General features: G+C 45.1%; 9 protein-coding genes. 8 read left to right on the top strand and 1 reads right to left on the bottom strand.

Annotated features, from left to right (window positions below; all coding sequences use genetic code 11):
* Positions 1–347 precede the first annotated feature (347 nt).
* The 5 genes from A0256_09150 (at position 348) to A0256_09130 (ending at position 8,599) form a co-directional block, all read left to right on the top strand.
* On the top strand, positions 348–3,257 hold the full coding sequence (locus A0256_09150; GenBank protein AMR31578.1) for a glycine dehydrogenase (aminomethyl-transferring): 2,910 nt from the start codon (positions 348–350) through the stop codon (positions 3,255–3,257).
* A gap of 524 nt (positions 3,258–3,781) precedes the next feature.
* Complete coding sequence (locus A0256_09145) at positions 3,782–3,976, top strand: hypothetical protein (protein AMR31577.1); 195 nt, start codon at positions 3,782–3,784, stop codon at positions 3,974–3,976.
* A 61-nt stretch (positions 3,977–4,037) separates the two neighbouring features.
* Complete coding sequence (locus A0256_09140) at positions 4,038–6,503, top strand: hypothetical protein (protein ID AMR31576.1); 2,466 nt, start codon at positions 4,038–4,040, stop codon at positions 6,501–6,503.
* 279 nt (positions 6,504–6,782) lie between these two features.
* Positions 6,783–7,298: a hypothetical protein gene (locus A0256_09135; protein ID AMR31575.1), complete on the top strand. Its 516-nt coding sequence runs from the start codon at positions 6,783–6,785 to the stop codon at positions 7,296–7,298.
* 197 nt (positions 7,299–7,495) lie between these two features.
* Positions 7,496–8,599, top strand: a complete 1,104-nt coding sequence (locus tag A0256_09130; protein AMR31574.1) for a hypothetical protein — start codon at positions 7,496–7,498, stop codon at positions 8,597–8,599.
* 213 nt (positions 8,600–8,812) lie between these two features.
* On the opposite strand, the gene A0256_09125 is transcribed toward A0256_09130, so the two are convergent.
* A complete protein-coding gene (locus tag A0256_09125; GenBank protein AMR31573.1) occupies positions 8,813–9,397 on the bottom strand; it encodes an RNA polymerase subunit sigma-24 in 585 nt (194 codons plus the stop codon).
* Positions 9,398–9,822: 425 nt separating this feature from the next.
* On the opposite strand from A0256_09125, the gene A0256_09120 reads away from it, so the two are divergent.
* The 3 genes from A0256_09120 (at position 9,823) to A0256_09110 (ending at position 13,944) form a co-directional block, all read left to right on the top strand.
* Positions 9,823–12,780, top strand: coding sequence for an excinuclease ABC subunit A (locus tag A0256_09120; GenBank protein AMR34489.1), 2,958 nt, complete (start codon positions 9,823–9,825; stop codon positions 12,778–12,780).
* Between the two features lie 95 nt (positions 12,781–12,875).
* Positions 12,876–13,400, top strand: coding sequence for a hypothetical protein (locus A0256_09115; protein AMR31572.1), 525 nt, complete (start codon positions 12,876–12,878; stop codon positions 13,398–13,400).
* A gap of 1 nt (position 13,401) precedes the next feature.
* Positions 13,402–13,944: a hypothetical protein gene (locus A0256_09110; GenBank protein AMR31571.1), complete on the top strand. Its 543-nt coding sequence runs from the start codon at positions 13,402–13,404 to the stop codon at positions 13,942–13,944.
* The last annotated feature ends 108 nt before the right edge of the window (positions 13,945–14,052 follow it).

The following is a 14,052-nucleotide window of genomic DNA, read 5'->3' as shown; positions in this document are numbered from 1 at the left end:
CTTTACTTCTGTGCGGGTGCTTTCGCCATTGCAGTATGCTACGCTCAATCCGCTATCTTGAATTATAAAATCATTCACGGCGATGCCATTCGCTGCGGTCAATTTTATGGCTTCTTAAAATGCACCGGCCCGTTGCAGGCATTGCTGATTACTGTCAAAATATCGGCGGGCAAAACCAAGCGATTGAACGGAATCGTAAAAGTAAAACCCGCCAAAAAAACAGAATCTGAATAGATCTTTTGAAGTACAAAATCAGCTTGTAAATGCAGTGTCACTAAAACATTACCCAATTGTTATTCAATACGTAAAATAGTACCTTTGCGCTAAATTTAAGGTACACCCATTTCATGAAGCTGAACATAGATTACCAGGAGCAATTCCAGCACAGGCACATCGCCCCTAACCAGGCTGATACCGATAAAATGTTAAAAACCATCGGTGTGGAAACGCTTGATGAACTGATAGACCAAACCGTTCCGGCCGGTATCAGACTTAAAGCACCTTTGAACCTGCCTGCCGCCAAAAGCGAGTTCGATTATTTGAATACACTAAAGGTTACGGCCTCTAAAAACAAAGTTTTTAAATCGTACATCGGCCAGGGTTATTATGATGTAATTGTGCCGGGAGTTATCCAGCGTAACATCCTGGAAAACCCGGGATGGTACACGCAATACACGCCTTACCAGGCCGAAATTGCACAGGGCCGTTTACAGGCATTGCTTAACTTCCAAACCATGGTAATAGAACTTACCGGGATGGAAATTGCTAACGCATCTCTGCTTGATGAGGGTACTGCCGCTGCCGAAGCTATGTTTATGCAATACAGCCTCCGCAAAAATACAAAAGCCAATGTGTTCTTTGTGAGCGAGGAGCTGTTTCCCCAAACTATTGATATCCTGAAAACCCGCAGCGAGCCTTACGGTATTAAGCTGCAAATAGGTAATCACGCCAATGTGGAACTTACCGATGACATGTTTGGTGCTATTGTACAATACCCTGCCGGTAATGGCGAGGTGTACAATTACAAAGGCTTTGCCGATCAATTGCACAGTAAGAACATTAAGCTGACCGTAGTTGCAGATATCATGAGCCTGATCCTGTTAACTCCCCCGGGAGAATGGGGTGCAGATATTGTTGTGGGCAGCACCCAGCGCTTCGGCGTACCAATGGGTTTTGGTGGCCCGCATGCTGCGTTCTTTGCTACTAAGGAAGAATATAAACGCTCTCTGCCCGGCCGCATCATTGGGGTAACCATAGATGCAGCCGGTAACTATGCATTGCGCATGGCCCTGCAAACCCGCGAGCAGCACATTCGCCGCGATAAAGCAACCTCTAATATTTGTACCGCACAGGCGCTATTGGCTATCATGGCCGGTATGTATGCCGTATACCATGGCCCTAAAGGGGTTAAACTGATAGCCGAGCGCATCCATGGCTTAACCGTATTGCTGGCTAACTCGCTAAATGCACTGGGTTTCGAACAGCTAAATAAGACCTATTTTGATACACTAAAGTTTGACCTTGGCGTACTGGCCGGGCCTATCCATTCGGAGGCTTTAAATAACGAATCTAATTTCCATTACACCGGCAGCGAGGTTACCATCTCTTTGGATGAAACTACCTCTCCTGAGGATGTGAAGAACATTGTGAGGTTTTTTGCCAAGGTAAAAGGCAAAAGCCTGGCTGATGCTAATTTCGACGAACTGAAAGGCGATATCCAAAGCGTGATCCCTGCAGAACTGCAGCGCACCTCGCCTTATCTAAGCCATGCCATTTTCAACTCCCACCATTCCGAGCATGAAATGCTGCGCTACATTAAATCTTTAGAAGCTAAAGATCTATCGCTTTGCCACTCCATGATCGCTTTGGGCAGCTGTACCATGAAACTGAACGCCACTACCGAAATGGTACCTGTTACCTGGGCGGAGTTCAGCAAAATGCACCCGTTTGCGCCAACCGACCAGGTTGGCGGCTACATGCAGTTGTTTGATGAGCTGAACAAATGGCTGAGTGAGATCACTGGTTTTGCAGCCATGAGTCTGCAGCCAAATGCCGGTGCACAGGGCGAATACGCGGGATTGATGGTGATTCGCGCTTATCACCATGACCGGGGCGACACCCACCGTAACATTGCTTTGATCCCTTCGTCTGCACACGGCACCAACCCTGCATCTGCAGCTATGGCCGGCATGAAGATCGTTGTAGTAAAATGCGATGACAACGGCAATATCGATGTGGAGGACATGCGTGCCCGCGCCGAGCAATATAAGAACGAGCTAAGCTGCCTGATGGTAACTTACCCATCCACCCACGGCGTATTTGAAGAGTCGATCATCGAGATCTGCGAGATCATTCACTCCCACGGCGGCCAGGTGTATATGGATGGTGCCAATATGAACGCACAAGTAGGCTTAACCAGCCCGGCTAATATTGGTGCCGATGTATGCCACCTTAACCTGCATAAAACCTTCTGCATTCCGCATGGCGGTGGCGGCCCGGGTATGGGTCCTATCGGTGTGGCTAAGCACCTGGTGCCATACCTTCCAGGCCACGCCGTGGTTGATATAGATAACGGCAAAGCCATCCATGCGGTGTCGTCGGCACCATGGGGTTCTGCTTCTATCCTGATCATATCCCATGCTTATATCGCTATGATGGGCGGCCCCGGCTTAACCGATGCTACCCGTTACGCTATCCTGAATGCCAACTATATTAAAACCCGCCTCAAAGATCATTATAACGTATTGTACACGGGGAAAAATGGCCGATGCGCACACGAAATGATCCTGGATTGCCGCTCGTTTAAAGCTTACGGCATAGAGGTGGTAGATATTGCCAAGCGACTAATGGATTATGGTTTCCACGCCCCTACGGTATCGTTCCCGGTTGCAGGTACGGTAATGGTGGAACCAACCGAATCAGAACCTAAGCATGAACTTGACCGTTTTTGCGATGCAATGATCTCCATCCGCCACGAGATTGAGGATGTAGAAAATGGCCTGTTAGACAAAACCGACAACCCATTAAAGAACGCACCCCATACATCAGCCGTCATTACCGGAAACGAATGGGAGCACCCGTATACCCGCCAAAAAGCAGGTTTCCCGCTACCGTATGTAGCTCAGTACAAATTCTGGCCATCGGTGGGCCGCGTGAACGATACTTATGGCGACCGTACGCTGATCTGCTCATGTCCGCCGTTAACTGATTATGAATTTGAAGAAAGCGAAGTAACCACCACAGAATACGGTACTTAGCAGATCTGCTGATTTTCAGCTATGCAGATTTCAGATGAGGAACAGATAATTTTGAGCCGCCCTAATAGGGCGGTTTTTTATTGCCCTGGCTTGCCGAAGTAATGGGCACATTCTTGTTTGCGTTCCGCAAAAAATCACCGTTCCAAACGGCCCGAACGCGCGTAAACAGCCCGAACATGCCCGAACACGGGCAGGCGACTGGCCCCCCAACCCCCTGAAGGGGGAGCTTTTGATAAGCTGGTTTTGTGAATCCTGGCTAAAAAAGGATCTATTAAGTGCAATGCCTACGCCTGCCAAGCTACCCGCCAGCAGATGCTCCGTACATCAGAATGACAAGGCGTGCCTCAGCAACTTTGTCATCCCGACGAAGGAAGGATCTATTAAGTGCCATGCCTTACGCCTGCCAAGCTATCGATTAACAGATGCTTCGTGCCTCAGCATGGCAAGGTAAATTAATGCACTTACTACATACTAAAACAAAATGCCGGCAGTTTATATTATAATGACATTAAGCATTTTCAACTATGGATACTGCTGATAAACATTACAAATTCATTAATAGTAAAACCGGCTATGCCATTTACTATTATACCATCCACGCGGGGCTTCTCCCCGAACAGGTCAAAGCCGAGCTTGATAAAATTAAAGCCCAGGTGGCCATTAAAAACAGTCTTTACCAGGAAACACTTTACTGGGAAGAGATCAGGGACGCCGGATAGCCTAAACTCGATAAAAATCTTAAAATTTTTGTGTTAGCAGGCTGAAAATCAGTACATTTATTTGCCAATTATAAACCCGGTTTTACCAGCCGGCAATTATTTTACAAAAAAATCCTGCCTTATGAGTAAGCCGCTGATCTTGCTTTTTACGATCGTATCCCTGCACCTGCATGTCAATGCTCAAAATGTAATTAATGTAAAGGATGTTGTAGATAAACTCCGCACGCTTTCTACCAGCAAGATCATCGAGAGGGCGTACCTTCATTTTGATAAGCCAAGCTACAACCCCGGCGATACCCTATATTTTAAAGCCTATGTTACAGCCGGTGAAAACCATGAGCTAACCAAAATAAGCAGCTTATTGCATGTGGATCTGATCAGCAAAAATGATTCGCTGATGCAAAGTATCATACTACAATTAAGCAATGGTATGGCCGCGGGTGATTTCGCCCTGCCCGCTTATACCCCGAAGGGTAATTTCAGGGTGAGGGCCTACACACAGTGGATGCAAAATACCGGTGATAAATATTTTTTCGATAGAATAATACCGGTTACAGGTAAAAGCATAGCCCGGGTAAATAATGCTGCTAAGGGTGTTACCAACCCCGATGTGCAGTTTTTTGCCGAAGGTGGTACTATGGTAACCGCTTTGCCGGCACGTGTGGCCTTTAAGGCAATAGGTCCAGATGGTTTGGCTGTTGCTGTCAAAGGGATTGTTGAAGATAACACGGGCACTGAAATCACTAAATTTACCACGGCCCATTTAGGTATGGGGCAGTTTTTCATTACCCCGGAGGCAGGCAAAACATACTCCGCCAGGGTTACTTATTTGGATGGCTCTACAGCGAAAATTGATTTGCCAAAAGTTGATGAGAAAGGGTTGACACTGACCGTTAATAACCAGTCGGAAAGTAAACTTTCTATCGATATAAATGCCAACAAGCCTTTTTATCTGGAGAACAAGAACAAAGAGCTTAACGTGGTAATGTACCAGGATGGCGTTGTTAAAACAGTAAAAACAGTTTTGGACAACCAGGTAATTGGTTTTGATCTGCCCAAAAAAGACCTAAAGACCGGCGTTTTGCAGATCACCGTTTTTGGCCCCGATGGGAGCCCGGCTAATGAGCGCTTGGTTTTCATAAGGAATGATGATTTATTGAATTTAGCGCTGGTTAGCGATAAACCGGTTTACGCCACCAATGACGTTATAAAAATTGACTTAAATGCAAAGGCAAGTGAAACACCTGCCCCCGGCTATTTTTCTGTTGCCGTTTTAAATGAAAGCGCACTGGCAAGCGATGAAAATACCGGTCATAATATCCTTACCGATTTGTTGCTTACTTCAGCAGTAAAAGGTTACATCGAGCAGCCCGGGTACTACTTTACAGGCGCAGCGGATGCTAATACCAACCTGGATATATTGCTGCTTACACAGGGCTACCGCCGCTTTACCTGGGCCGGCTTACTAAATGATACTGAACCTGCTTTCGCCTTTAAACCCGAAAACGGTATGCTGATCAGCGGACATTTAAATACAAAAGACGGTAAGGCCCTGCCCCAGGAAAAAGTGACGCTGTTGCTGCCGGAGAGCGGGCAATCATTAACGGTACTCACCGATAATTCCGGCAAATTGGTTTTTGCTGATCTGGGTTATACCGACCGTGCCAAATTTTTGATAAAAATAGAGAACGGCGCCATTAAGAATAAAGCCGTAGTTCTGATGGATAAAAACGCAAAAGCCGTCGCCATAAATCCAAATAGAGAACCCTTAAGCAGTCTGGACGAAAATTTGACAACAGTCGCAGGTTTGGGCAACAATGAGATCAGCATCAACCAGGCCAAAGGCACCGACCAGAAACCTATAAACGTTAAACAAACGTACCGCACCACCAGCCTTAATGGGGCAGGCAACGCCGACCAGGTGTTTTTTAGAAAGGAGTTTAAAGATTCGCCTAATCTTACGGCTGCGCTGGCCGGCAAAATACGGGGAGCAACAATAGTAAATGGAAAAGTTTATGCTACCAGCAGCCTGATAGCGAGCGCAACTAGTACGGGGCCCGAGCCCATGCAATTGGTGGTTGACGGTCTTCTGGTAAGAGATGCAACACTTGATTTGTATCTGCCCAATCAAATAGAAACGGTAGAGATCCTAAAAGGCAATAATGCCGCTATCTACGGCATTATTGGCGGGGCGGGGGTTGTTGTTTTAACGAGCCGGCAGGGCGATTCGGCAGATGATGACGGCATGGCGGTAAGCGCTATGTCACCAGGGCTGGTATCCATAAGGCCTCCCGGTTATTATAAGTCCCGTGAGTTCTACTCGCCCAAGTATAAGGTAGCAGGTGAGCAGGTCAACAACTCCCGCGGCACGGTTTACTGGAACCCCAATTTAACTACCGATAAAGATGGCCACACCAGCTTTAGCTTTGGGAATGGTAATGCCCCCGGCAGTTACCGGGTGATAGTGGAGGGGATTGATACGGCGGGCAACCCGGGCCGATCTGTAATTACATTTAAGGTGCAGTAGTTGAAGATATTTTTACATAAAAAACCCCTTGCCTGTTAAGAACAAGGGGCCAAAACTCACAACAATTGTTTAACCTTTCGGTCAATTCCTAACTGCAATGTAGGTTCTGCTGAAAAAGCACTATCGTCAGACTAAAGTTCTATCGGTCGCTAAATTTTAGTTTGTTTTGGAGTGGATATTTTTGGGTTAGCATTAGCGGATTAAACCCTTTGCGGTTATATTTGTCAACAATTAAAAACCGGTATAAATTTATACTACAACTTAATACGCATTAACATTATGAGAAAATCATTTCAAGTAAAAGCAGCAGCATTTTTTGTGTTGGCCTTATTAATTTCAGCCGCAACTTTTGCGCAAACAAAACCAATGCCGAGTCCGCGCGATAGCGTTAGCGGTACGGTAGCCGGGTCAACCATCAGTATTAACTACGGCAGCCCATCTGTAAAGGGTCGCAAGGTATTTGGCGACTTGGAAAAATATGGAAAAGTTTGGCGTGCAGGCGCTAACGAAGCTACCGTATTTACAACCAGTAAAGATATCATGGTTGAAGGCAAGAAATTAGCTGCAGGTACTTACGGTTTCTTCGCTATCCCAACTGCCACCACCTGGACAGTTATTTTTAACAAAGTTGCTAAACAATGGGGTGCCTACAAATATGAAGAAGCTCAGGATGCGTTGCGCGTAACCGTTAAACCGGTAGCATCGGCAATGAACGAGCGTTTGGTTTACAAAATTACCGCAAAAGGTTTTACTTTAAACTGGGATAAATTATCGGTTCCGGTTTCGGTTAAATAAGTAAAATAAAAACAATATCAAGAAGCCTTCTGCACAACAGGAGGCTTTTTGGTTTGTAGGGGCGTTAAATTCTGGCACACAAAGTTCGTTTTGACAACCGTTGCAAAGTAACCTGCAAAATTTACACCCCTACCGTGGGTTGCCAAAACAAGTTAAGGATGACGACTGCGCAATTTCAGATATATTTACGCGACTAAATGAAGAGTTATTTCGCTAAAAAGACTTTTTTAAAACGCGCCATCATCATGGCAGCCCTGGCATTAGCCATTTACCTGCTAATGGTGTTTGCCGGGCATCCTTACGCGGTAGAAAAGTATTATTCGCAAGGACTATACCCGTTGATCTGCAAGGTGTTGCACCCAGTCTTTAACGTGGTCCCTTTCAGCCTGGGCGATTTGCTTTACATTGCAGTAGTAGTTTACCTTATTTACCTGTTAGTGAGGCTAATTAGCCTGCTGTTTAAAAAACAATTTTTGAATTCAGGCCTGTTGATCACAGGTCTGGTCATTGGCATGCAAACGGCTATCCTGCTGTTTTATGTTTTATGGGGAATGAATTATTTCCGCCCATCCGCTGCGGAAAGGCTAAACCTGAAGGAAAGCAAATTTAGCATAGCCGAATTACAGGCCGTTACCAACATTTTAATCGATAGCGCCAACCTCACCCGCAGTCGGCTCTCCCCCGCCGACTTCAGGCAAACCAACGATACCATCTATATCCGTGCAAAGCAGGCATTAATAGCGCTGGGCGGCAACTCGGTCAGCTTCAAAACCTATAGCCCTGGCCTAAAGCCATCGCTGTTAACGCCGATCATCAACTACATTGGCACATCCGGTTATTACAATCCTTTTACCACCGAGGCGCAGCTGAATTATGAGCAACCCGTGTTTGCAAGGCCATTTGTGGCTTGCCACGAAATGTCGCACCAGGCGGGGTACGGCCCCGAGGATGAAGCCAACTTTGCCGGTTTTTTAGCAGCTACAGCAGCTAAAGACAAACTATTGCGGTATTCTGCTTATCATCTGGCAGTTGGCGAGTTTATGTTCACCCTGCGCGGGGCCGACAGCCTCCTTTACAAACAAATGAGGCTCCGCATCTCCGCAGATGTAAAAAAAGATTTTAAGGAGGAGCGGCTGTACTGGCAAAGCTACCAAAACAAGCTGAACGAGATCACCGGCATATTTTACGATAACTTTTTAAAAGCCAATAACCAACCCCAGGGTATTGATACCTATAACAAAATGGTAACGCTTGTAATGGCAATGTATCGAAGGGACGAATCTATTTACCCTAAGAGATAGCGTATATGTTGTCACATCTATTATCCGTCTCCTAAATGGGACGGCAACGAAGCAGGATAGCAAATCCACCTTAACTATCTATAGACCATCTTGCTGCTTCATTACTGTTGGTTTCAACCCGACGGATAGCAAATAAAAAGGCCTTAGCGCGAACGCCAAGGCCATCAATTTCTTCGTTAAACGGAAGGTCTGACTGATCAGTAGACCCTATCCTTAATTCTTTAAACTCAACTCTTTAGTCTGCATCATTTTGCGCAGGTTATTCAGGGCGTAGCGCATTCGGCCAAGAGCGGTATTGATGCTCACATCGGTAACGTCGGCAATTTCTTTAAAGCTCATATCACCAAAATGGCGCATAATCAGCACTTCTTTTTGCTCCGATGGCAACAACTGTATCAATGTTTTAAGGTCTTTATGCGTTTGCTCGCGCACCAGCCGGTCCTCCGCGCTTTCATCATAATTGCCCAACACTTCAAAAATGTCAAAGTCATCGCCATTGCTAACCATAGGCGCACGTTTTTCACGGCGAAAATGGTCAATCACCAGGTTATGGCCTATACGGGTTACCCAAGGCAAAAACTTACCTTCCTCGTTATATTTGCCGGCTTTTAGCGTGTTAATAACTTTTATAAACGTGTCCTGGAAAATATCCTCGGCCAATGCCTCGTCTTTAACGAGCAGGTAAATAGAAGTATATATTTTGGATTGGTAACGTCGGATAAGCTCCACAAGTCCTGCTTCGTCTCCGGCGATATATAGATGGATTAGATCCTGATCACTTTTCAATTGAAAATCCATAGAAAGCTACTAATAAACTAAAGTTAATTTTTTGTCGTTATTAAATGTAGAGTTCTATCTATAGCGTTTTCTTTTCGGGTTAAGAATTTTGTTACCCTCAAATATAATATTTTTAAAAAATAAAAACAAATATTTTTTGGGGAGTGGTATGTCATCTTTGAACATAAAGTTACGTGTCAGCAAAGTGCAAGTATTTTATAAACGTTCTATAAACCAAATACTAATCTGCCGGGCTATTTGGATAAGGCTAAAAATTTTAGGATTTTTGCAATTCCAAAGCGTCCACAGATAATGGACCGTAGCCCATAGTAAATCGTTTCATGTTTAGACGATGGTTTGTGCCAGAGGTTTAAACTTTAATCAATTAAATCGGTTCTTTCTATGGTCCGCTAACTATCGACTATGGACAACACTAACAGCAAATGATCAAGGAAGCAGAAAAAGATCCGCAAAAGCATATCATTATAAAGGGAGCCCGGGTACACAATCTAAAAAACATGGATGTGGCTATCCCCAAAAACAAACTGGTGGTCATCACCGGCATGTCGGGATCCGGCAAATCCTCTTTGGCTTTCGATACCTTGTACGCCGAGGGTCAGCGCAGGTACGTGGAGAGCCTTTCCTCCTATGCGCGCCAGTTTTTGGGCCGCATGAACAAGCCCGATGTAGATTATATCAAAGGTATTGCCCCGGCTATCGCTATAGAGCAGAAAGTGATCACCAGCAACCCGCGCTCCACCGTGGGCACCAGCACGGAGATTTATGATTACCTAAAGCTGCTGTTTTCCCGGATAGGGAAAACCGTATCGCCTATTTCCGGTGGTATTGTAAAAAAAGACAGCGTTACCGATGTGATCAATTTTATCATGAGCCTGCCGCAGGATACGCAGGTAACTGTGCTCTGTCCGCTGCACCCCCACAATAACCGCAGCTTAAAAGAAGAACTGGCGGTGCTGATGCAAAAGGGTTTTATCCGGGTAGAGATCAATGGCGAGTTAAACCGTATTGAATCTTTACTGGAGGATGAAAGCCTGAATGCGAATTTACTGGCAGAAACGATCAATGAAATAGTAGCGGATGGCCCCAAGCCTAAAGCAAAAACTAAAAAACAAAAAGCGGAAGAAGCGGTACAGGCGGAGATTGACAGTCAGAATGCAGAGAGCCAGGTAACGGCCCACAACACGCAGCTATCTACCCATAGCTTACCGGTACGTATTGTTATCGATCGCATCACTAAAAACGATGAGGACGAAACGGTGAGCCGTTTAGGTGACAGTATCCAAACTGCTTTTTTTGAAGGCAAGGGCGATTGCTACGTGCGTTACCGGGAACCGGAAGCTGAAACAGAGAGCGAACGCTTCTTTTGCGATCGCTTTGAGCTGGATGATATCCGGTTTGAAGAGCCGTCACCAAATTTCTTCAGCTTTAACAACCCTTATGGTGCCTGCAAAAAATGCGAAGGCTATGGTAAGGTAATTGGTATTGACCACGACCTTGTAGTTCCTGATAAAAGTAAAACCGTGTACGAGGGTGCTATTGCCCCATGGCGCGGCGAAAAAATGCGCGAATGGAACGATAAGCTGGTGAAAAGCTCGCTTAAATTCGATTTCCCTATTCATCGCCAGTATAATCAGCTTACCGAAGCGCAGCAGCAATTACTGTGGACCGGTAACCAGCACTTCCGTGGCCTTAATGAATTTTTTAAGGAGATGGAAGAGCAAACCTACAAGATTCAATACCGGGTTTTGCTATCGCGCTATCGCGGCAAAACCACCTGCCCCGAATGTAAGGGCAGCCGCTTGCGCAAGGATGCATCCTATGTAAAGATCGATGGTAAATCAATCACCGATGTAGTACTGATGCCTTTGGATAACGCACTGGCGTTTTTCAGCAGCCTTAATTTAAGCCCTACGGATGTTAAAGTGGGTAAACGGTTACTGTTAGAGATCACCAACCGCTTAAGCTTTTTGAATGATGTGGGCTTGAGTTATTTAACACTGAACCGGTTATCCAATACCCTTTCTGGCGGTGAGTCGCAGCGTATCAATCTGGCCACTTCTCTGGGCAGTAGTTTGGTTGGGTCCATTTATGTATTAGATGAGCCGAGTATAGGCCTGCATCCGCGTGATACACAGCGGCTGGTGCACGTGTTGAAATCCCTGCGCGATGTTGGGAATACCGTGCTGGTGGTAGAGCACGAGGAAGAGATCATGAAAGCCGCCGACCATATTATAGATATCGGCCCAGAAGCGGGTACACATGGGGGAAACCTGATCTTTACCGGCACCTATGAGCAAATTATTGTAGATGATGACAGCCTTACCGGTAAATATCTGAGTGGCCGCGAAGAAATCGCCATCCCAGCACAGCGCCGCAAATGGAACGATTTTATTGAAATAAAAGGTGCCCGCGAAAACAACCTTAACCATGTAGATGCAAAATTCCCACTGGGTGTGCTTACGGTGGTTACTGGCGTATCGGGCTCTGGTAAAACCAGTTTGGTAAAACGTGTGCTTGCACCTGCCCTGCAAAAGGTATTGGGCAATTACAATGGTGAGCAAACCGGCAGCTTTGATAGCCTGGAGGGCGATTATGCCAAAATAGAGCAGGTAGAACTAGTAGACCAGAACCCTATAGGCCGTTCATCAAGATCAAATCCGGTTACTTATGTAAAAGCCTGGGACGAGATCCGCAACCTGTATGCAGCTTTGCCGGTTTCAAAAGCCGGCGGGTTGAAACCATCCGCATTCTCCTTCAACGTGGAAGGCGGCAGATGTGATACCTGCCAGGGCGAAGGCGAAGTAAAGATAGAGATGCAGTTTATGGCCGATATCTTCCTTACCTGCGAGGCTTGTAACGGCAAACGCTTTAAACAGCATATCCTGGATGTGCAGTACAACGAAAAGAACGTATCTGAAGTGCTGGAGCTCACTATTGATGAGGCACTCGAATTCTTCGCCAAAGAACCTAAAATCCTGGCCAAAATAAAACCACTGGTTGATGTTGGTTTGGGATACGTACAATTGGGGCAGTCAAGCAATACGCTCTCCGGCGGTGAGGCACAACGTATTAAGCTGGCATCCTTCCTGGTAAAGGGCAATAACACGCATAAAACGCTCTTCATTTTTGATGAGCCTACAACAGGGCTGCACTTTGCCGATATTAAAAAGCTGCTGAAATCGTTTGATGCCCTTTTAGAGCACGGCAATACCATTATTGTGATAGAACACAATATGGACGTGATCAAATGCGCCGACTGGGTGATCGACATCGGCCCCGAAGGTGGCAACCGCGGCGGTAACGTCGTATTTGAAGGTGTACCGGAGGATCTGATTAAAAAGGCCGATAGCTTTACCGGAGAGTTTTTGAGAGAAAGATTTTAGCCCCCAGCCCCCTGAAGGGGGAGCGGAAGATTTAATGGCGATGGGTGACTCATCGCTATTTTTGTGTGTGGCGACCCCTTTCATGTTTGAAAAGTATGGTAAATTCAACTATTTTATCAGGAGTTGTCAATAAAATAAATTCGCTAATTACCAGTGTCTTTGAAAACTCAACTAAGATGAATTTAAACTTTATTGATGTCAGCACTTTGCCGTCATATGCGGATGGTTTTACTGACCCGAATGGCGGTATAATTGATGTTAGGCTAAATGTTACTGTACAATTAGATCTAAACCATCTGCCCAATTATTCTCAAGAATATATTGCCAGAGTAATAATGCATGAATCCCTTCACGCGTATTTAATGGCTAGTGGAACAGCGGATCGGTTACAACATGAGGATATGGCTATCAAGTATGTTACTCAAATGGCTCTGGCTTTACAACAGATGTTTCCTGGATTAAGTGATGTGGAAGCAAAAAACGTATCATTAGGTGGATTGCAATTTACTGATACGTTCGCAAACACTATCAAAAATGATTTAAGTCTTACCGGATCTTTTGATTCTACTAACTTGGCCTATTCAGTAGGGCCAAAAGGTAAAAGGTGTAACTCTAACTAACATGTCTAAATTAGCTATTATACGAAACACAATTTGCGTGATAATATATCTTATTACCAATATTGCTCAAGCACAACAAAAACACCCATTCGGATTAAATACTCGACTAAAGGCAGTTATTAGTAAAGACAGCTTACTTACTGATTTTGAAAACTCTGTCTACAGGCGAATTTACAATCCGGATTTTTGGAATAAGTGCTACACCTCCACGTTTACTGTAATAAAAATAGATATTGATAGTAATTCTAAAGTGACCAGCATAAAATTCTCTGATAGTGCTGATAGTTTATTTACAAAAATATATGCAACCAGGAAAATTCAATTTGATGAATGTACTACTTTATCCAACTATGCCAAAACGAAGGCCTACAAAAATATATCTATAATCATTCCTGTAATTTATATACAAAACTATTCAGCTCAAACAAGTTTTAATGCAAATAATGTCGAATCGCTGCTCAAGTTCGGGAATAAAGCATTTCTTGGCAATGCCATCATCCGTCCTACAATAACTATCAAGCTTCTTCCGAAGGGCAACATTTAATCTTGTTGTTGGCATTTTCACAACAGACTTAAGGACTACCAGCCCGCCAAACAAAAAGGCCTGTTACCATCCACCGGTGATAACAGGCCTAAAAAAATCACAATAAAA

It is taken from the genome of Mucilaginibacter sp. PAMC 26640, assembly GCA_001596135.1.
Classification (GTDB): domain Bacteria; phylum Bacteroidota; class Bacteroidia; order Sphingobacteriales; family Sphingobacteriaceae; genus Mucilaginibacter.
The sequence above is the reverse complement of the archived record's forward strand: the minus strand, read 5'-3'. Positions and strand labels throughout refer to the sequence as shown.